This is a genomic window from Ectopseudomonas toyotomiensis (genome assembly GCF_900115695.1).
In the GTDB taxonomy this organism is placed as follows: Bacteria; Pseudomonadota; Gammaproteobacteria; order Pseudomonadales; family Pseudomonadaceae; genus Aquipseudomonas; species Aquipseudomonas toyotomiensis.
In genome coordinates, this window is record NZ_FOXK01000001.1 from 321,479 (window position 1) to 338,953 (window position 17,475).

At 60.5% G+C, this 17,475-nt stretch carries 19 protein-coding genes; 7 read left to right on the forward strand and 12 right to left on the reverse strand.

Annotation, left to right across the window (positions count from 1 at the left end):
- Positions 1 to 5 precede the first annotated feature (5 nt).
- The 9 genes from tolA to aspS form a co-directional block, all read right to left on the reverse strand.
- A complete protein-coding gene (gene tolA, locus BM186_RS01640; protein WP_174892471.1) occupies positions 6 to 929 on the reverse strand; it encodes a cell envelope integrity protein TolA in 924 nt (307 codons plus the stop codon).
- Positions 926 to 1,378 (reverse strand): protein TolR, encoded by a 453-nt coding sequence (tolR, locus tag BM186_RS01645; RefSeq protein WP_021488348.1) that lies wholly within the window; start codon positions 1,376 to 1,378, stop codon positions 926 to 928. Before tolR ends, tolA begins: the two co-directional genes overlap by 4 nt.
- 27 nt (positions 1,379 to 1,405) lie before the next feature.
- Positions 1,406 to 2,101 carry a protein TolQ gene (tolQ, locus tag BM186_RS01650; RefSeq protein ID WP_072422767.1) on the reverse strand — a complete coding sequence of 232 codons (696 nt, stop codon included), beginning with the start codon at positions 2,099 to 2,101 and terminating at the stop codon, positions 1,406 to 1,408.
- Positions 2,102 to 2,103: 2 nt separating this feature from the next.
- Positions 2,104 to 2,556, reverse strand: coding sequence for a tol-pal system-associated acyl-CoA thioesterase (gene ybgC / locus BM186_RS01655; RefSeq protein WP_074913233.1), 453 nt, complete (start codon positions 2,554 to 2,556; stop codon positions 2,104 to 2,106).
- Between the two features lie 53 nt (positions 2,557 to 2,609).
- Positions 2,610 to 3,662 (reverse strand): Holliday junction branch migration DNA helicase RuvB, encoded by a 1,053-nt coding sequence (gene ruvB, locus BM186_RS01660; protein ID WP_072422769.1) that lies wholly within the window; start codon positions 3,660 to 3,662, stop codon positions 2,610 to 2,612.
- A gap of 13 nt (positions 3,663 to 3,675) precedes the next feature.
- A complete protein-coding gene (gene ruvA, locus BM186_RS01665) occupies positions 3,676 to 4,281 on the reverse strand; it encodes a Holliday junction branch migration protein RuvA (protein ID WP_072422770.1) in 606 nt (201 codons plus the stop codon).
- Positions 4,282 to 4,304: 23 nt separating this feature from the next.
- A complete protein-coding gene (ruvC, locus tag BM186_RS01670; protein ID WP_074675566.1) occupies positions 4,305 to 4,829 on the reverse strand; it encodes a crossover junction endodeoxyribonuclease RuvC in 525 nt (174 codons plus the stop codon).
- 163 nt (positions 4,830 to 4,992) lie between these two features.
- Positions 4,993 to 5,742, reverse strand: a complete 750-nt coding sequence (locus tag BM186_RS01675) for a YebC/PmpR family DNA-binding transcriptional regulator (protein WP_072422772.1) — start codon at positions 5,740 to 5,742, stop codon at positions 4,993 to 4,995.
- Between the two features lie 104 nt (positions 5,743 to 5,846).
- Complete coding sequence (gene aspS / locus BM186_RS01680) at positions 5,847 to 7,622, reverse strand: aspartate--tRNA ligase (protein ID WP_072422773.1); 1,776 nt, start codon at positions 7,620 to 7,622, stop codon at positions 5,847 to 5,849.
- A gap of 198 nt (positions 7,623 to 7,820) precedes the next feature.
- On the opposite strand from aspS, the gene BM186_RS01685 reads away from it, so the two are divergent.
- The 4 genes from BM186_RS01685 to BM186_RS27070 all read left to right on the forward strand — a co-directional run bounded on the left by BM186_RS01685 (position 7,821) and on the right by BM186_RS27070 (position 11,567).
- Positions 7,821 to 8,939, forward strand: coding sequence for an HD domain-containing phosphohydrolase (locus BM186_RS01685; RefSeq protein WP_074913235.1), 1,119 nt, complete (start codon positions 7,821 to 7,823; stop codon positions 8,937 to 8,939).
- 198 nt (positions 8,940 to 9,137) lie between these two features.
- Positions 9,138 to 9,608, forward strand: a complete 471-nt coding sequence (locus BM186_RS01690; protein ID WP_072422775.1) for a Dps family protein — start codon at positions 9,138 to 9,140, stop codon at positions 9,606 to 9,608.
- Between the two features lie 96 nt (positions 9,609 to 9,704).
- On the forward strand, positions 9,705 to 10,772 hold the full coding sequence (locus BM186_RS01695) for a GGDEF domain-containing protein (RefSeq protein ID WP_174892470.1): 1,068 nt from the start codon (positions 9,705 to 9,707) through the stop codon (positions 10,770 to 10,772).
- Positions 10,773 to 10,943: 171 nt separating this feature from the next.
- Entirely contained in the window at positions 10,944 to 11,567 is a 624-nt protein-coding gene (locus tag BM186_RS27070; protein ID WP_074913239.1) for a cold-shock protein, read from the forward strand.
- Between the two features lie 42 nt (positions 11,568 to 11,609).
- On the opposite strand, the gene BM186_RS01705 is transcribed toward BM186_RS27070, so the two are convergent.
- Positions 11,610 to 11,816 (reverse strand): SlyX family protein, encoded by a 207-nt coding sequence (locus BM186_RS01705; protein WP_004423461.1) that lies wholly within the window; start codon positions 11,814 to 11,816, stop codon positions 11,610 to 11,612.
- Positions 11,813 to 12,244 (reverse strand): HIT family protein, encoded by a 432-nt coding sequence (locus BM186_RS01710; RefSeq protein ID WP_072422779.1) that lies wholly within the window; start codon positions 12,242 to 12,244, stop codon positions 11,813 to 11,815. The genes BM186_RS01705 and BM186_RS01710 overlap by 4 nt, the downstream gene beginning before the upstream one ends.
- 661 nt (positions 12,245 to 12,905) lie before the next feature.
- Here BM186_RS01710 and BM186_RS01715 point away from each other — a divergent pair.
- Positions 12,906 to 14,174 carry an OprD family porin gene (locus tag BM186_RS01715; protein WP_021488335.1) on the forward strand — a complete coding sequence of 423 codons (1,269 nt, stop codon included), beginning with the start codon at positions 12,906 to 12,908 and terminating at the stop codon, positions 14,172 to 14,174.
- 69 nt (positions 14,175 to 14,243) lie between these two features.
- On the opposite strand, the gene BM186_RS01720 is transcribed toward BM186_RS01715, so the two are convergent.
- The gene (locus BM186_RS01720) at positions 14,244 to 14,651 is read right to left on the reverse strand and encodes a PaaI family thioesterase (protein WP_093049077.1); all 408 of its coding nucleotides are present in this window, start codon (positions 14,649 to 14,651) and stop codon (positions 14,244 to 14,246) included.
- A 129-nt stretch (positions 14,652 to 14,780) separates the two neighbouring features.
- On the opposite strand from BM186_RS01720, the gene BM186_RS01725 reads away from it, so the two are divergent.
- Together BM186_RS01725 and BM186_RS01730 are read left to right on the forward strand one after the other, a co-directional pair.
- Positions 14,781 to 16,496 (forward strand): proline--tRNA ligase, encoded by a 1,716-nt coding sequence (locus tag BM186_RS01725; protein WP_074913241.1) that lies wholly within the window; start codon positions 14,781 to 14,783, stop codon positions 16,494 to 16,496.
- A 20-nt stretch (positions 16,497 to 16,516) separates the two neighbouring features.
- Positions 16,517 to 17,473: a hypothetical protein gene (locus BM186_RS01730; protein ID WP_074913243.1), complete on the forward strand. Its 957-nt coding sequence runs from the start codon at positions 16,517 to 16,519 to the stop codon at positions 17,471 to 17,473.
- Positions 17,474 to 17,475: the final 2 nt, after the last annotated feature.

Below are 17,475 nucleotides of genomic sequence, written 5' to 3' on the forward strand. Positions count from 1 at the left end.
AGAGCTCAATCCTCCGGTTTGAAAATAACGCGTCGCTGCCTGTACATACGGTCGAAGGTAGCGCGATCCAATTGTTGCATCTCGGGAATACGCCCGACGTTACGCACAGCTGCAACGGCCGAGCTGTCGAACGGTGCATCGCCACTGGAGCGCGATACACTGGCGTTGGTCACGGTGCCATCGGGCAGCATCTGGATCAGCAACTCGACGCTCATGCCTCGACGCGCCGACATCGGCCGCTGCCAGTTCTCGGTGATCAGCTTGATGATCAGATCATCGAGGTTGCCGGCCACCTGGTCACCATGAGTCTCGGCCAGCGCCTGCTGGTTCTGCACATTGTCCGACAGCAGCTCGGCCAACGCTGCCGCCTTCTGATCCTCGGCGGCCTTGCGCCGTGCATCCTCGGCGGCTTTCTTCTTCGCAGCTTCGGCGGCTGCCGCTTTTTTCTTGGCCTCTTCGGCAGCGGCCTTCTTCTTGGCCTCTTCCTCGGCGCGCTTCTTGGCGATATCCGCCTGACGCTTCTGCTCAGCGGCCTTATCGGCCTCGGCTTTCTTCGCCGCCTCGGCCTTTCGAGCTTCTTCGGCCTGCTTTTGTTCCTCGGCTTTCTTGGCCGCTGCTACCTTCTGCGCTTCGGCCTGGGCCTGCTTCTGCTCCTCGGCTTTCTTCTGTTCCAGCCGCTCGGTCTCGAACTGCGGCGCCGAGGTCTTCTGCGCCTCGCCTGCAACCTTTTGCGTGGTCTGCGTAGTGGCCTGGCTCTGTGACTGCAACTGATACAGCGTAGCCTGCACCACTGGGCGCGCCGGTGGCAGCTCCGGGGTGAAGGCGAAGCTGACGAACAGCATGGCGAACATCAGGACATGCAGACCCACCGCCCAAACCACGGGCCAGAAGTAGCTTTCCGATTGCGAACGCTCGGCTTGCTGCATCAGGGAGCCTCGGTAATCAGTCCGACGTTGCCCACGTCGGCCTGCTGCAGACCGCCCATGGCCGACATCACAGTGCCGTAATCAACCGTGCGATCACCGCGCACGAATACCTGCACCTGCTTACCCTGACGACGGTTCTCGGCAATGATCGCCGACACGGCCTGAGTCATCTGCTCGAGGGTCGAGGCACGCTCCTGCTCGGTGTCGACGTCGACCTCGCTGCCCATGTTCCAGTAGTAGGTCTTGTCGGCCTTGATGGAGATGGTCAGTACCTGCGCGTCGTTGTCCTGCGGCAGCGCTTCACTGCTGACCTTGGGCAGATCGACCTTGACGCCCTGATTGAGCATCGGCGCGGTGACCATGAAGATGACCAGCAGTACCAACATCACGTCGATGTAGGGCACCACGTTCATCTCGGCGACCGGTTTGCGTCTGTTGCGAATTCTCGCCATGGTTAAAACCTGTCCTCTTCGCTCGCCTTAGTCTTCCGAGGTGTGCACTTTGCGGTGCAGGATGGCCTGGAACTCGTCGGCGAAGGTGTAGTAACGACCGATCAGCATCTCGCTGCGGGCAGAGAAACGGTTGTAGGCAATGACCGCCGGAATCGCCGCGAACAGGCCGATGGCAGTGGCGATCAGCGCTTCGGCAATACCCGGCGCGACGGTAGCCAGCGTGGCTTGCTGCACCTGGGCCAGGCCGCGGAAGGAGTTCATGATGCCCCATACGGTACCGAACAGGCCGATGTACGGGCTGGTGGAGCCGACAGTGGCGAGAAACGGCAGCGCGGTTTCCAGCTTCTCTTCCTCGCGGGAAATGGCCACACGCATGGCACGCGCCACGCCGTCCATCACCGCATCCGGATCTACGCCCTGCTGCTGACGCAGACGGGAGAATTCCTTGAAGCCGGCACGGAAGATCTGCTCCAGACCGGAATCCGGATCGGGGTTGCTGCCGGCCTGGCGATACAGCTTGGACAGGTCGATGCCGGACCAGAAACGATCCTCGAAGTTGTCCAGAGCACGCTTGGCGGCGCGGATGGCATTGCTGCGCTGGAAGATCATCACCCAGGAAATGACCGAGGCGGCCACCAGGGTCAGCATCACCAGCTGAACCAACAGACTGGCGTTACTGATCAGACTCCACATCGACATATGGTCAACGGCGTTAGCTTCCACGCTTACTCTCCTGCTGCAATTGGACCCGGCGCCTGCGTCCCGGCGAACGCGTGTCGCAGGGTTTCGGGGATAGCCCGGGGTTTCAAGTTGTCGGCGCGCACACAGGCCACCAGGAACTGCCCTTCGCAGAGCAGCGCATCATCCGCAGCCCGCCTGACCTGTTGACGAAAGCGCAGGCTGGCACGGTTCAATTCGATCACTTCGGCGCTGATCACCAGTTCGTCATCCAGGCGCGCCGGCGCGTGATAACGCGCCTCGGCCGAATGCACGACGAACAACAGGCCCTCACCGGCAAGCGTCGACTGGGCATAACCCAGCTCACGCAGGCGCTCGGTGCGAGCCCGCTCCATGAATTTGAGGTAGTTGACGTAGTAGACGATGCCGCCCGCATCGGTATCTTCGTAATAGACCCGGCAGTGGTGGCTGAACGGCTGGACTCCGTTTTGCGCGCGCATACTCTAGTCCCCGGCCTGCTGCTTGCCAATCCGGGCTGGTAACAATTTTTTCGTCATTCGTCACCTGCCGCGAAAAGATCGCCAGCGACCTGCTCGCCAGCGCGCTTGGGAATGTTCAGCCCGAAGTGCAGGTAGGCATGGCGAGTGACCACACGCCCGCGCGGCGTGCGCATCATGTACCCCTGCTGAATCAGATACGGCTCGAGCACATCCTCGATGGTATGGCGCTCTTCCCCTATCGCTGCCGCCAGACTGTCGAGCCCTACCGGACCGCCGTCGAACTTCTCGATCATGGCCAGCAGCAAGCGGCGGTCGGAATGATCGAAACCGCGCTCGTCGACATCCAGCAGATTCAACGCCTGATCGGCGGTCAGCTGCGTGATATGGCCGTTACCGCGCACTTCGGCAAAATCGCGCACACGACGCAAAAGGCGGTTGGCAATACGCGGCGTACCACGCGCACGACGGGCAATCTCGTAGGCTCCCTTGGCCTCGATGGGCAAGCCGAGAATCCCGGCTGAGCGCGAGACGATGGTGGCCAGGTCGTCGATACCGTAGAACTCAAGGCGCTGGACGATACCGAAGCGGTCGCGCAGCGGATTGGTCAGCATGCCGGCACGGGTGGTGGCGCCAACCAGGGTGAAGGGTGGCAGATCCAGCTTGATCGAGCGGGCCGCCGGGCCCTCGCCGATCATGATGTCGAGCTGAAAGTCTTCCATGGCCGGATACAGGACTTCCTCGACTACCGGCGAAAGACGGTGAATTTCGTCGATGAACAGTACATCGCCGCTTTCCAGGTTGGTCAGCAGCGCAGCCAGATCACCCGGTCGCTCAAGCACCGGGCCGGAAGTGCTCTTGATCGAGCTGCCCATTTCCTCGGCGATGATATTGGCCAGGGTGGTCTTGCCCAGGCCCGGCGGGCCGAAGATCAGCGTATGGTCGAGTGCTTCCACCCTACCCCGCGCAGCCTGGATGAACAGTGCCATCTGTTCGCGCACGACGGGCTGACCGATGTAGTCAGCCAGACGCAGCGGACGAATGGCTCTGTCCTGCTGCTCTTCGCGCTCACGGGGGCTGGCGGTAATCAGGCGATCGGCTTCGATCATCAATAAGGTTCCACTAAACCATGCCGCGCAGCGCGCGTCGGATCAAATCTTCACTGCTCATACCATCTTCCTTGACGGCGGCAACTGCTCGGCTGGCCTCCTGCGGCTTGTAGCCAAGGGATATCAGGGCACTGACGGCATCATTCTCCGCGCTTGAGACTGCCTGAGCCAGTTGAGGTTCCACCACCAACGGCGCAATGGACGGTATCGACTCCCAGGCCTTGAAACGATCCTTGAGCTCGACCAGCAGACGCTCGGCGGTTTTCTTGCCCACTCCCGGCACCTTGACCAGCGCCGCCGTGTCCTGGGTCTGCACGCAGCGCACCAGCTCATCGACCTCGAGCCCAGACATCAGCGCCAACGCCAGCTTGGGACCGACGCCATTGAGACGAATCAGCTCGCGAAACAGCTCACGCTCGCGCTTTTCGAAGAAGCCATACAACAAATGCGCATCTTCACGCACCACCAGGTGAGCGTGCAGGGTTACCGGTTCGCCCACCGCAGGCAGACGATAAAGGGTCGTCATCGGTACTTCCAGCTCATAACCGACGCCATTCACATCCAGAAGCAAATGCGGCGGCTGCTTCTCCGCCAGAGTGCCGCGCAAACGTCCGATCACCGCTGCTTTCCTTATTAATCCGATTACATACGAAGACGGCCGCCACGCCGCTTGGCGCCAGCTAGCCCGTGGGGAATGAGACTCTGCCGGTGATGGGCATGACACAGGGCGATGCCCAGTGCATCGGAGGCGTCGATCTGCGGTTTCTGCACCAGCTTGAGCAGATGCATGACCATCATCTGCACCTGCTGCTTGTCCGCCGCCCCCGTACCGACCACAGCCTGCTTGACCTGGGTGGCGGTGTATTCGCTGATTTCCAGTCCCGCCTCCACCGCCGCGACGATAGCGGCGCCACGCGCCTGCCCCAGCTTGAGCGCCGAGTCGGCATTGCGCGCCATGAACACCTGCTCGATACCCATGGTCACCGGACCATGGGTGCGAATCACCTCGCTGACGCCGCGAAAGACGATTTGCAGACGTTCGGCCAACGGCCCGTTACCCGTGCGAATGCAGCCTGACGCCACGTACTCGCAACCACGCCCGGTATCGCGCACCACGCCATAGCCGGTAATACGCGAACCCGGGTCGATGCCTAGAATCAGGGTCATATCAGCAACTGTCTATTTATCCAGTTGGCGAGTATACGGGGGTCCTCATGCGCCGTCACTCGTGACGCACCTGAGGAAGCAGAGAAAACCGTAGAAGGGGCGTAGGGTGGGCTAAAGCGGATCGCCGCCCGGCCCACCCTACGCATCCGGGCGACAAGCTGCTTCAGCCAAGCTGTTCCATGATCTCGTCGGCGACTTCGGCGTTGTGGTAGACGTTCTGCACGTCATCCAGGTCTTCGAGCATGTCGATCAGCTTGAAGACCTTCTGCGCAGTTTCCAGATCGGCAATCGGCGCACTGATCGAGGGGATCATGGCGATTTCTGCTTCCTCGGCCTTGAAGCCAGCCGCGCTCAGCGCTTCGTTGACGGCATGAAACTCGGTGAAGCTGGTCGACACCAGGGCCGAACCGTCTTCGCCCATTTCCACGTCATCTGCACCAGCCTCCAAGGCAGCTTCCATCAGGGCATCTTCATCGACACCCGGCGCGAAGCTGATCTGGCCCTTGCGGTCGAACATGTAAGCGACCGAACCATCAGTACCCAGGTTGCCACCGCACTTGGTAAAGGCATGGCGCACTTCGGCGGCGGTGCGATTGCGGTTGTCGGTCATTACCTCGACGATGATCGCCACGCCACTCGGCGCATAACCTTCGTAGCTGAACTCGACGACGTTGTCGGCTTCGTTGTTGCCGGCACCACGAGCGATGGCACGATCAATCACGTCACGCGACATGTTGTTGGTCAGCGCCTTGTCCACGGCCAGGCGCAGACGCGGGTTGTCCGCCGGAATCGGGCCGCCGTGCTTGGCGGCGACCGTCAGCTCACGAATCAGCTTGGTGAAGATCTTGCCGCGCTTGGCGTCCTGACGCCCCTTGCGGTGCTTGATGTTGGCCCATTTGGAATGACCAGCCATAACTCACTCCATCTATAAGGTTTCACAATTGCAGGGGCGTAAGCACTTGAGTCTCTCCACCCCATAACGAAGAAGCCTGGGATCTCCAGGCTTCTTTTGCAGGCTTATTCGGCCTTGGCTTGCTCGCGCAGGCGGATGTGTAGCTCGCGCAGCGACTTGGCATCCACTACACCCGGCGCCTGGGTCATGACGCAGGCCGCGCTCTGGGTTTTCGGGAAGGCGATCACTTCGCGGATCGACTGCGCGCCAGTCATCAGCATCACCAGACGATCCAGGCCGAAAGCCAGGCCACCATGGGGCGGCGCACCGTACTTGAGTGCATCGAGCAGGAAGCCGAACTTCTCCTGCTGCTCCTCTTCGCTGATGCCGAGCACACGGAACACGGTCTGCTGCATGGCCTTGTCGTGGATACGGATCGAACCGCCACCCAGCTCGGTGCCGTTGAGCACCATGTCATAGGCGCGCGACAGAGCGGCAGCCGGGTTGGCCTCCAGCTCTTCGGGGCTGCAGCTCGGCGAAGTGAACGGGTGGTGCATGGCGGTCAGGCTGCCGTCATCGTTCTCCTCGAACATCGGGAAGTCGACGACCCACAGCGGCGCCCACTCGCAAGTCAGCAGGTTGAGGTCATGACCCAGCTTGATGCGCAGCGCGCCCAGGGCCTCGCTGACGATCTTGGCCTTGTCGGCACCGAAGAACACGATATCGCCATCGACGGCGCCAACGCGGTCGAGGATGACATTGATATTGTCCAGCGGGATGTTCTTGACGATCGGCGACTGCAAACCGTCAACGCCGGCAGCACGCTCGTTGACCTTGATATAGGCCAGGCCCTTGGCGCCGTAGATGCCGACGAACTTGGTGTAGTCGTCGATCTGCTTGCGCGGCATGCTCGCACCGCCCGGTACGCGCAGCGCGGTAACGCGGCATTTCGGGTCATTGGCCGGGCCGGCGAAGACCTTGAATTCGACGTCCTTGAGCTGATCTTCCACATCGACCAGTTCCAGCGGGATACGCAGGTCCGGCTTGTCCGAGCCGAAGCGGCGCATGGCTTCGGCCAGGGTCATGTGCGGCAGCTCGCCGAACTCGACATCGAGCACTTCCTTGAACAGGTTGCGCACCATGGTCTCGGTGATGTCCATGATGTCTTTTTCGTCGAGGAAGCTGGTCTCGATGTCGATCTGGGTGAATTCCGGCTGGCGGTCGGCGCGCAGGTCCTCGTCGCGGAAGCACTTGGCGATCTGGTAGTAGCGGTCGAAGCCGGCCACCATCAACAACTGTTTGAACAGCTGCGGCGACTGCGGCAGGGCGAAGAAGCTGCCGGCGTGGGTGCGGCTCGGCACCAGATAGTCGCGCGCGCCTTCCGGAGTGGCGCGAGTCAGGATCGGCGTTTCGACGTCGAGGAAACCGTTGTCATCAAGGTAGCGACGGATGCTCGAGGTAATGCGCGAACGCAGCTTGAGCTTCTCGGCCATTTCCGGGCGGCGCAGATCGATGAAGCGATAGCGCAGGCGGGTTTCCTCGCCAACGTCGGTGTATTCATTGAGCGGGAACGGGGGGGTTTCCGCTTCGTTGAGCACTTCCAGTTCATAGCCCAGCACTTCGATGGCACCGGACGCCATGTTCGGGTTGACCGCACCGGCCGGACGCAGGCGAACCTTGCCGGTGATCTTCACCACGTATTCGCTGCGCACGCGGTCGGCCTTGGCGAAGGTCTCGGCACGATCAGGATCGAATACCACCTGAGCCAGACCTTCACGATCACGGATATCGAGGAAGATCACCCCGCCATGGTCACGGCGACGGTGTACCCAGCCGCAAAGGGTGATTTCCTGGCCATCCAGGCTCTCGTTCAACTGGCCGCAATAGTGGCTGCGCATCATGATCGTGTTTCGCTTCTCTAAGGTCTTGGATAGGTCAGGCAGCCCCCAACGCCCTGGGCAGGAGCTACACCGCGGCGAACGTCCAACCCTACGCCGCGCTTCGATAAAGAGCGGGATTATATAGCGTAAATCGTCATGACGCAGCCGCTCGGCAGATGCCTTCTATAATGAACAGCGCCTCCTGCCTGGAGAATGACCATGGCCCAAGCCCATCGCAGCGACCTGTCCAGCGATCTGCTGGAAGACTTCCGCCTCGACGCCGCCGAGCAGTTTCCCCGCTGCGAGCAACTGCTGATCGAACTGGAACGAGCACCAAAGAGCTCGGAACGGCTGCGCGAGCTGTTTCGCCTGATCCATACGCTCAAGGGCAACCTGGGTTACGTCGAGCTCAACGAGCTGATGCCGCTGCCACAAGCCATGGAGGACGTACTCGATTCCCTGCGCTCGGGACACCTGACCTTCGACAGCCTGCTCGGAGACATACTGCTGCTCAGCCTCGACCATCTGCGTGCCCAGGTAGCTCAGGCGCTGGACGGCGCCGACACAGCCCCGGATAGCCCACAGGTCAGCCAGCTGTGCAGCGCGCTGCAGGCGCTGGCCATGACGCCGAATGAGCGACAGACTGAGGTACGTCTCGAGCTGCTGCAGCAGATAGACCCCAACACTCGCCTGCAGCTCACAGAAGAAGCGCAACCTAGCCGCATCGAAGCGCTGCTGGCACGCCACGCGATCGTGATCCAACCCGACCTGCAGTTCTTTTGCGCGCTGGCCGAGGCTGCCGAACAGCGCTCCCCCTACTGGCGAGGCCGCAACCTGCGCCTGCTGGAACTGGCACTGAGTATCAATGCAGCGGGCGGATACGCCGAACAGCCGGAGCAACTGGCGGCCGCAGTCTGCCTGCATGACATCGGTATGGCCTTCCTGCCGCTGGAACTTTTGCACAAGCAAAGCCATTTCAGCCGCGAAGAACGTCGCATGATGCAAGGCCATCCGCGCCTGGCCAGCGACCTGCTCAAACGCATGCCAGACTGGTCGGCGGCCATGGAGATCATCATGCAGCACCAGGAACATGCCGATGGTTCTGGCTACCCCAAAGGCCTGCGTGAACGGGAGATAGCCCCAGGCGCACTGATCCTGCATATCGTCGATACATTTGACGCAAGGACCCATGAACGCGCGCATCAGACGTTGAGCAAACGCCCATTGCTACGCGCCATTCTCGAAATCAACAACCTTGCCGGGCAGCAATTCAGCGCCCATTGGGTGGAGGTATTCAATCGCACCCTGCAGCAGAAGCCGGGGCTGGCGCACGGCTGATCGGGCATTGCACCACGCACAGGGCTGACGCCGCGCCAGGGCCGAGATTTATTGGCCGCAAATGAACCGTCCGCTATCAATAGCCTCTAAACATCGCTTTCATTGATATAAGCCAAGATCATCACGAAGCCCTGCGTGTTAGGCTCTCACCAACACTGCGGGATAGACACCCTGGGCTCACCTGAAAGGAGAAAAACCATGGAAATCAATATCGGAATCGCCGAACAGGATCGCGCCGCCATCGCCGAAGGCCTCTCGCGCCTGCTGGCCGACACCTACACCCTGTACCTGAAGACCCATAACTTCCACTGGAACGTCACCGGTCCGATGTTCAACACCCTGCACCTGATGTTCGAAGGCCAGTACACCGAGCTGGCGCTGGCGGTTGACGCAATCGCCGAACGAATCCGTGCACTGGGCTTCCCGGCGCCAGGCACCTACGCCGCCTACGCCCGCCTGTCCTCGATCAAGGAAGAGGAAGGCGTACCCAGCGCCGACGAAATGATCAAGCTACTGGTGCAAGGCCAAGAGGCTGTCGTGCGCACTGCGCGCGGTATTTTCCCGCTGCTGGACAAGGTCAGCGACGAGCCGACTGCCGACCTGTTGACCCAGCGCATGCAGGTGCACGAGAAAACCGCCTGGATGCTGCGCAGCCTGCTCGCTGCTTGAGATACTCAGAGGCCCGGTGATCCGGGCCTTTTCATTAGGCATGCAGCCTCGCCCTGATCTATGCTCTGGCCATTCGCCATTGAGTTTCCGACATCCATGAGTCAGCCAGCCAAACCGCCCAGTATCATCGACCTGTATCCGGAAGAAACCCGCGAAGCGGCCGAGCTCCTGAAGCAAGCCGTGCCACTGATGATGCGTCACGATATCCCGCCGAACCCGGTGCACTATGCGCTCTGGTACACCTACAGCAGAGGCAGTGAACCAGAGCTCAACCGCCGCCTGGACAAGGTGGTCGAGGACTTCGACGTGTTCCCGCCGGAAACCGCCAGCCGGCTGTTTCGCGATTACATCATCCGCGGCGAGCTGGAGGAAGCTCGCGCCGGCCAACAGCAGGTAATCGAGCTGGTCGATGATATCGAAAGCGACGTCTCACGCAGCGTGATTGGCGGTCAGCACTACCAGCAGAGCCTGAGCCAGGGCCTCAGCGCACTGCAGGAGCCCATCATCGACGATCTACCCAGCGTGCTCAGCGACCTGCAGGAAAGCACCCAGTTGATGCAGGATCAGCAGGAAAAATTCCTCTATCGTCTGCGCGCCGCGCAGCAAGAGATCACGCACCTGCGCAGCCAGCTGGAACGCGCGCATCTGGCAGCAACGCTCGACAGCCTGACCCGCGTATTCAATCGCCATGCCTTTACCCGCCTGCTGGAGCGAGCCCTGAACGAATCACAGCAGGGCCTGGCGCTGGTGATTCTGGATATCGACCACTTCAAGCAGTTCAACGATCAATACGGCCATCCACTGGGTGACCGCGTACTGCAACACGTCGGGCAACTATTGCGTGACCTGCTGCCACCGGAGGCCTTTGCTGCGCGCTACGGCGGCGAAGAGTTCTGTGTGGTACTGCGTAACTGCACCAACCTCAACGGAGTCCTCGATTTCGCCGAACAACTGCGCCACAAGATCCAGTCATTGAGGGTCAAGGTAAGGCGCACGGACCAGATTCTGGACAGCATTACCGCATCCTTCGGCTGCGCCATGGCTGAAGAAGGCGACACATTCGAATCTCTGCTCACGCGGGCCGATGACGCGCTTTATCAAGCCAAACGCGCCGGGCGCAATCAGGTCCACCCGATCACCAGCGAAACGATGCTAAGCGCTTGATTTGAGAAGCCCCCGCCTTTGCTGTTAAATAGCCTTGCACGCCGCATTACCGCTCTGCGGCGTCGCCAACCCTGTATACCGGCGCGCGTCGTTGCCGTTCGACTGGCAACCTTGAAGCACGCTCTCTCCGCAATACCTTGAGTCATCATTCAATCAGTGAGTTCATCGAAGATGTTGAAGATTGCCCATCTCGTGACAGGGTTTGCCGCCCTGCTGCTGTCTGCCGTCCCCGGTTTTTCCACTTCGTTCCTGACCACCCCGGATGCCATTTATCTGGCCCTGATCGGCCTGCTCAACCTGCTTGCCGCAGCGCAACAACAGAACGTCCACGCCGCGCGGCAACAACTGCAGGGGCTGTCATCGGCACTATTGATACTGGCTGCCGTGGTACAGAGCCTGATCCTGCTTGCCCCGCTGCCCAGCATCGGTAGCCAACCCGCCATCTGGTTACCGCTTCTGGCCTTGGTCGTTGCCGTGGCGCTGAGCCTCGCAGCACAGCTGGGCACGCAGCCGCGCAGCGCAGACCGACGCCCGCCCGTGCAACAAGCCAGCGCCAGCACCAGCGTGACTCCAGATGATCGCGAGACTGGTACGGTCAAGTGGTTCAATACGTCCAAGGGGTTCGGCTTCATTTCCCGCGACTCGGGTGACGATATATTCGTGCACTTTCGCGCCATTCGCGGCGAGGGCCACCGCGTACTGATCGAAGGCCAACGCGTGGAGTTCTCGGTCATGCAGCGTGACAAAGGCCTGCAGGCGGAAGACGTGATTGCAGCAGCCCCTTCGCGGCGCTGAGCAGTACGTAAAGAAAAGCCCGGGAAACCGGGCTTTTTCATATCAGTAATGAGGTGGCGGAGCTTCGTCTTCGGCAATACCCGCCTGACCGCTCAACTCCTCCTGGCGCCGCGCCAGAACCGTCAGTTGCAGTTGCATCCGCTCGATGCGTCTGTTCTGCTCGACCAACTCATCGCTGAGCGCCTGAATGGTGTCATCCTGAAAAGCCAGGCGGCTTTCCAACTCCATGATCCGCGACTCGAGGCTCATGCTGGCTCTCCGGCAAACTGAAAATCCTCGGTCAGCACCAGGCGCAGCTTGTCGATGACCTGCCCCACCTGCTGCCCTGCGTAAGGCTGCGCCGGATGTCGCCCCCAGACCGGTGCGGGCCAAGCGACATCGTCACGCCGACGCACGATCACATGCATATGCAGCTGACTGACCACATTGCCGAGCGTGGCCACGTTCATCTTGTCGGCGGCAAAAGTGTCCTTGAGGATCTCTGCCAGCAACGTGGTTTCCTGCCACAGTTGACGCTGATCGTCAGCGTCGAGCTGGAACAACTCGCTGACCTCCTCACGCCGAGGCACGAGGATGAACCAGGGGTAGTTGGAGTCATTCATCAGCAGCAAACGACACAGGGGAAAATCCCCGACCAGCAGGCAGTCCTGCTGCAGACGCGAATCCAGAGCGAACATGACGGCTCTCCTCCTTATAAAGGGATCAATCAAGCGTAGCCCCCAGCAAGGGCCAAACGATGGCGCGCAGCATACGCTGGCTCAGTCGAGACTTCATCCGGCGGCTACGCACCAACGCAAGGCAGTCCGGACGCACACGCACCGCAGACGTGCACCATTTTGTTTCTTCCTGTAATAGACAGTGCCAGACGTTACCGGAGCAGCGATATGAACGCAGGCGATATCGCCTGCCGCTGGCCAGACGCGAAGAACTGACATCGCTCAGGCAAACCCGCGCCGGACGTGGGATCAGCGTCGCTACTCGACGCATCGCATGCCAGAAAATCAAGGTTTTAGCGGTGCATCCAGGTTTTGAGCACGACTTTTGCTATCTGTGAAAGCAATGCTCGGCGAGCCGTGCAGTCGATCAATAACAGTGGCCCCAGGCACCTCAGAGCCGCGAAAGCGTTGGCATAACGAAACGCAAGGACAGAGCTACAGATTTGCGACATTCCTCCTAATGCGATGCGACACCAGCATGAACGAAGTCGTAATGAATAGACTGCAACTATCGCCAATATTGGCTGCGTGCTATAAGTTACCGCCGACACAAAAAGAAAGAGCCGCCCATATAACAAAATAGTGGGCAGCGCAACTCTTCTAAACCAAAGGAGCAATCACGATGCAAGTGATGAAGTGGAGCGTAATCGCCCTGGCAGTAGCCGCGGGCACCAGCCAACTGGCTTTCGCCAGTGCGCAGTCCGAGTCCAACGGCTTTGTCGAAGACAGCAGCCTGAACGTTCTGAGCCGCAACCTGTACTTCTACCGCGACTTCCGTAACGCAGGCCCAGACCGTAACGATGATCCTCAAGAGTGGGGTCAAGGTTTCATCGCTACCTACGAGTCCGGCTTTACCCAGGGCACCATTGGCTTCGGCGTTGACGCCATCGGCCTGCTGGGCATCAAGCTCGATAGTGGCAAGGGCCGCGCTGGCTCCGGCTTGTTCCCCACCGGCAGCGACGGTCGCTCGCAGGATGATTACTCCGAAGCGGGTGGTGCAGTAAAACTGCGCCTGTCCAATACCGTGCTGAAATACGGTGATCAATTCACCGCTCTTCCGGTTCTGAGCACTGACGACAGCCGCCTGCTGCCTGAAGTAGCTGAAGGCTTCCTGATCACCAGCAACGAAATCGAAGGTCTTGAGCTGCATGCCGGCCGTTTCACCGCCATCAATGCACAGGCCCAGACCTACCACGACAGCCTCGGCCTGAAAGGTGCTGACGTATTGGGTGGTAGCTACAGCTTCACCGACGATCTGTCAGCCTCCCTGTACTATTCTGATGTAGAAGACTCCTTCAAGAAGTACTACGGCAATGCCAACTACACCTTCGGCATTAGTGAAGGTCAGTCGTTGAACTTCGACTTCAACATTTACAAAACCGATTACGACAAAGAGTACACCAGCACCGGTAAGAGCGAAGACAACACCATCTGGAGTTTGGCGGCAGCCTATAACTTCGGCGCTCACACTGTGACTGCAGCCTACCAAAAATCCCACGGCGGCTACGACGGCATCGGCTACGACTATGGCGTTGATGGCGGTGGTACCGTTTGGCTGGCCAACTCGGTTCAACGTTCCGACTTCAACTCCGAAGACGAGAAATCCTGGCAGCTGCGTTATGACCTGGACTTCGCCGACTTTGGCGTTCCAGGCCTGAAGTTCATGGCACGCTACATCAGCGGCTCTGGCGCCAAGACCGAAACCACCGACAATGGCAAAGAGTGGGAGCGTGATATTCAGGTTGGCTATACCGTTCAGAACGGTCCGGCCAAAGACCTCAACATGCGCGTTCGTCAAGCCACCTATCGCAGCGGCGACGGTGTCTACTACGGTTCTCCGTCGATCGACGAAGTTCGCGTAATCCTCGAGTACCCGCTGAGCATCCTGTAATTTCAGGACTCTGTTAGCACTCGAATAAGAAAGGCCCGGGAAACCGGGCCTTTTCTTTTTATTCAAGATTTACAATGGGAGAGCATAAGTACCCGTCACATGCGCCACCAATTCATTCTCATTCCCAGCCGAATACAACGACACTTCACAAACTGCCTGACGCCGACTCAAGCGTAATATGCGCGCCTCGGCCAACAAGTCCACCGGCTGGGGTTTGACCAGAAAGTTGATGTTGAGATTGGACGTCACCGCCATTTCCACTCGGCCGAGACGCCCTAGCACCACGGCATACATCGCCGCATCCCCCAGCGCCATGATGGTCGGGCCAGAGAGGGTGCCGCCCGGACGCACCAATTTGGCGTGAAAAGGCACACGCGCCAACACACCGTCTTCATCGAGGCGGTCGATCCGCAGATCGATATCCTCGGCCATCGGTAGCCCAGCTCGAATCAGGCTCTGAACCTCAAGCGCAGTCAATCCCACTCTTTAATCCTCCCGGCACGTGCAGCAGCACTTTCGCGCCTGCACCCGTCCTGTACGCCACTGTATAGGCACCGTACAATGCCGGCCTATTCCAAGCCCTAGCAACCGACAGAACGGCCAAACATGCGTACCAGTCAGTTCCTGCTCTCGACCCTGAAAGAAACCCCTTCCGATGCCGTGGTGATCAGCCACCAGCTGATGCTGCGTGCCGGCATGATCCGCAAGCTGGCCTCCGGCCTGTACACCTGGCTGCCGATGGGCCTGCGCGTGCTGCGCAAGGTCGAGACCGTGGTGCGCGAGGAGATGAACGCCGCTGGTGCACTTGAAGTCCTTATGCCAGCCATTCAGCCGGCCGAGCTGTGGCAGGAGTCCGGTCGCTGGGTGCAATACGGCCCCGAGCTGCTGCGCGTCAAGGACCGTCATGATCGCGAATTCTGCGTCGGCCCGACTCATGAAGAAGTGATCACCGACCTGGCCCGCAACGAGCTGAACAGCTACAAGCAGCTGCCGATCAACATGTATCAGATCCAGACCAAGTTCCGTGACGAGATCCGTCCGCGCTTCGGTCTGATGCGTGGCCGCGAGTTCATCATGAAGGACGCCTATTCCTTCCATGCCGACCAGGCTTCCCTGCAGGAAACCTATGACCGCATGCATCAGGCCTACTGCAACGTGTTCAGCCGCCTGGGCCTCAACTTCCGCCCGGTACAGGCCGACACCGGCTCCATCGGCGGCACCGGCTCGCACGAATTCCACGTGCTGGCCGACTCCGGCGAAGACGATATCGCCTTCAGCAATGTCTCCGACTACGCCGCCAATATCGAGAAAGCAGAAGCCATCCCGCGCGAGAAAGAGCGCGGCGCTGCGACCGAAGCAATGCGTCTGGTCGATACCCCTGATACCAAGACCATCGACGCGCTGGTGCAGGGTTTTGGCCTGGCCATCGAGAAGACCATCAAGACCCTGGTGGTGCACGCTGCCGAGGAAGGCAAGCTGATCGCCCTGATCGTCCGCGGCGACCACGAGCTGAACGAGATCAAGGCGGCCAACCTGGAGCGGGTTGCCAGCCCGCTGCAGATGGCCAATGAAGCCGAGATTCGCGCTGCCATCGGCGCCGGCCCCGGCTCACTGGGCCCGGTCAACCTGCCGATCCCCTGCATCATCGACCGCAGCGTGGCGCTGATGAGCGATTTCGCGGCCGGAGCCAACATCGAAGACAAGCACTACTTCGGCGTCAACTGGGAACGCGACCTGCCGCTGCCAGAGGTTGCCGACCTGCGCAATGTCGTCGCCGGCGACCCCAGCCCGGATGGCCAGGGCACCCTGGAAATCAAACGCGGCATCGAAGTGGGTCACATCTTCCAGCTCGGCACCAAGTACAGCGAGGCGATGAACTGCCAGGTGCTCGGTGAGAACGGCAAGCCGGTCACCCTGACCATGGGCTGCTACGGCATCGGTGTATCGCGCGTCGTGGCTGCTGCCATCGAGCAGAACTTCGACGAGCGCGGCATCCGCTGGAATGACGCCCTGGCACCGTTCCAGATCGCCCTGGTACCGCTGCGCTACGAAACCGAACAGGTGCGCGAGGCCACCGACAAGCTGTATGCCGAGCTGACCGCCGCTGGTTACGAAGTACTGCTGGATGACCGTGACAAGAAAACCAGCCCCGGCATCAAGTTCGCCGACATGGAGCTGATCGGCATTCCGCATCGCCTCGTCGTCAGCGACCGTGGCCTGGCCGAAGGTAACCTCGAGTACAAGAGCCGCGCCGAAACCGATGCGCAAGCCGTGCCGCTGGCCGATATCCTGTCCTTCCTGCAAGCCCGTATCAGCCGCTGATCGCGCCCTACCGAGACATCATGCACACGAGCAACAACCTTCGCCTGGCCGGCGCCGCCCTGTGCGGCGCCCTCTTGATCAGCGGCTGCGCCAATCAGCTGCCGCAACGCAGCGAGCATGAGGAACGCATCGAACGCAAACTGCTGGATCACCAGCTGCAGATCGATGCTGGCGAACCCAAGGTGCTGGAGCTACCGCAACGCCGCGTGCGCGTGCATGACCAGAAGAGCTACGAGGTTACCGCGTTCGAGGTGACCCGCCGCTACGACCGCTACACACCCTACCAGCCCTGGCGCGAGATCTATGAAGTACCGATGGGCGCGGTCGCGGTGGTAGCCGGCGTGGGCGCCAACGTACTCAACGTCGTGCTGCTCGGCAGCCTGCCGGAAACCGCTACCCGTGGCTGGATCAGTTACGGTATGGCCGGTCTGAACCCCTTCATGAACGTCGAGTCGAACGGCCGCGCCGAGCAGAACCTGGCCAGTATCGATGAGCTGCAGCGCGACCGGCGCATGGAGTACACCAACCTGCCCTGGTCCGAACGCCCGGTGCAGGTCAAGGCTGGCGACCAGCAATTCGAACTACTCACCGACAGCAGCGGTGTGCTGCGCCTCAACCTGCTCGACAGCCCGTTCAGCGAACAGGACATCGCGCGCCTGAACATGCTGCAACTGAGCGTCGAAGATCGCCTGGGCGACGATGTCGCGCGTGCGGAAACGACCCTTATGGTCAGCCATACCCTGCGCGGCAAGCTGCGTGAAGCGCATGACTTGATCTTCGACGACCTCGAAGGCGGCGATGTTGACCAGTGGGTACACCGGGTCAAACGCCTTTCCGATCTTGGTCTGGAAGAAGAGGCCAGCGAGCTGGAGCAGAGCCTGATCGAGCTGACCCGCAACGATCCCGAACTGCAGGATGCCTTTCTCAAGGCACTGCTCAAGGATGCCGGACGCCTGGCTGCCGATCCGGCCAACTGAGC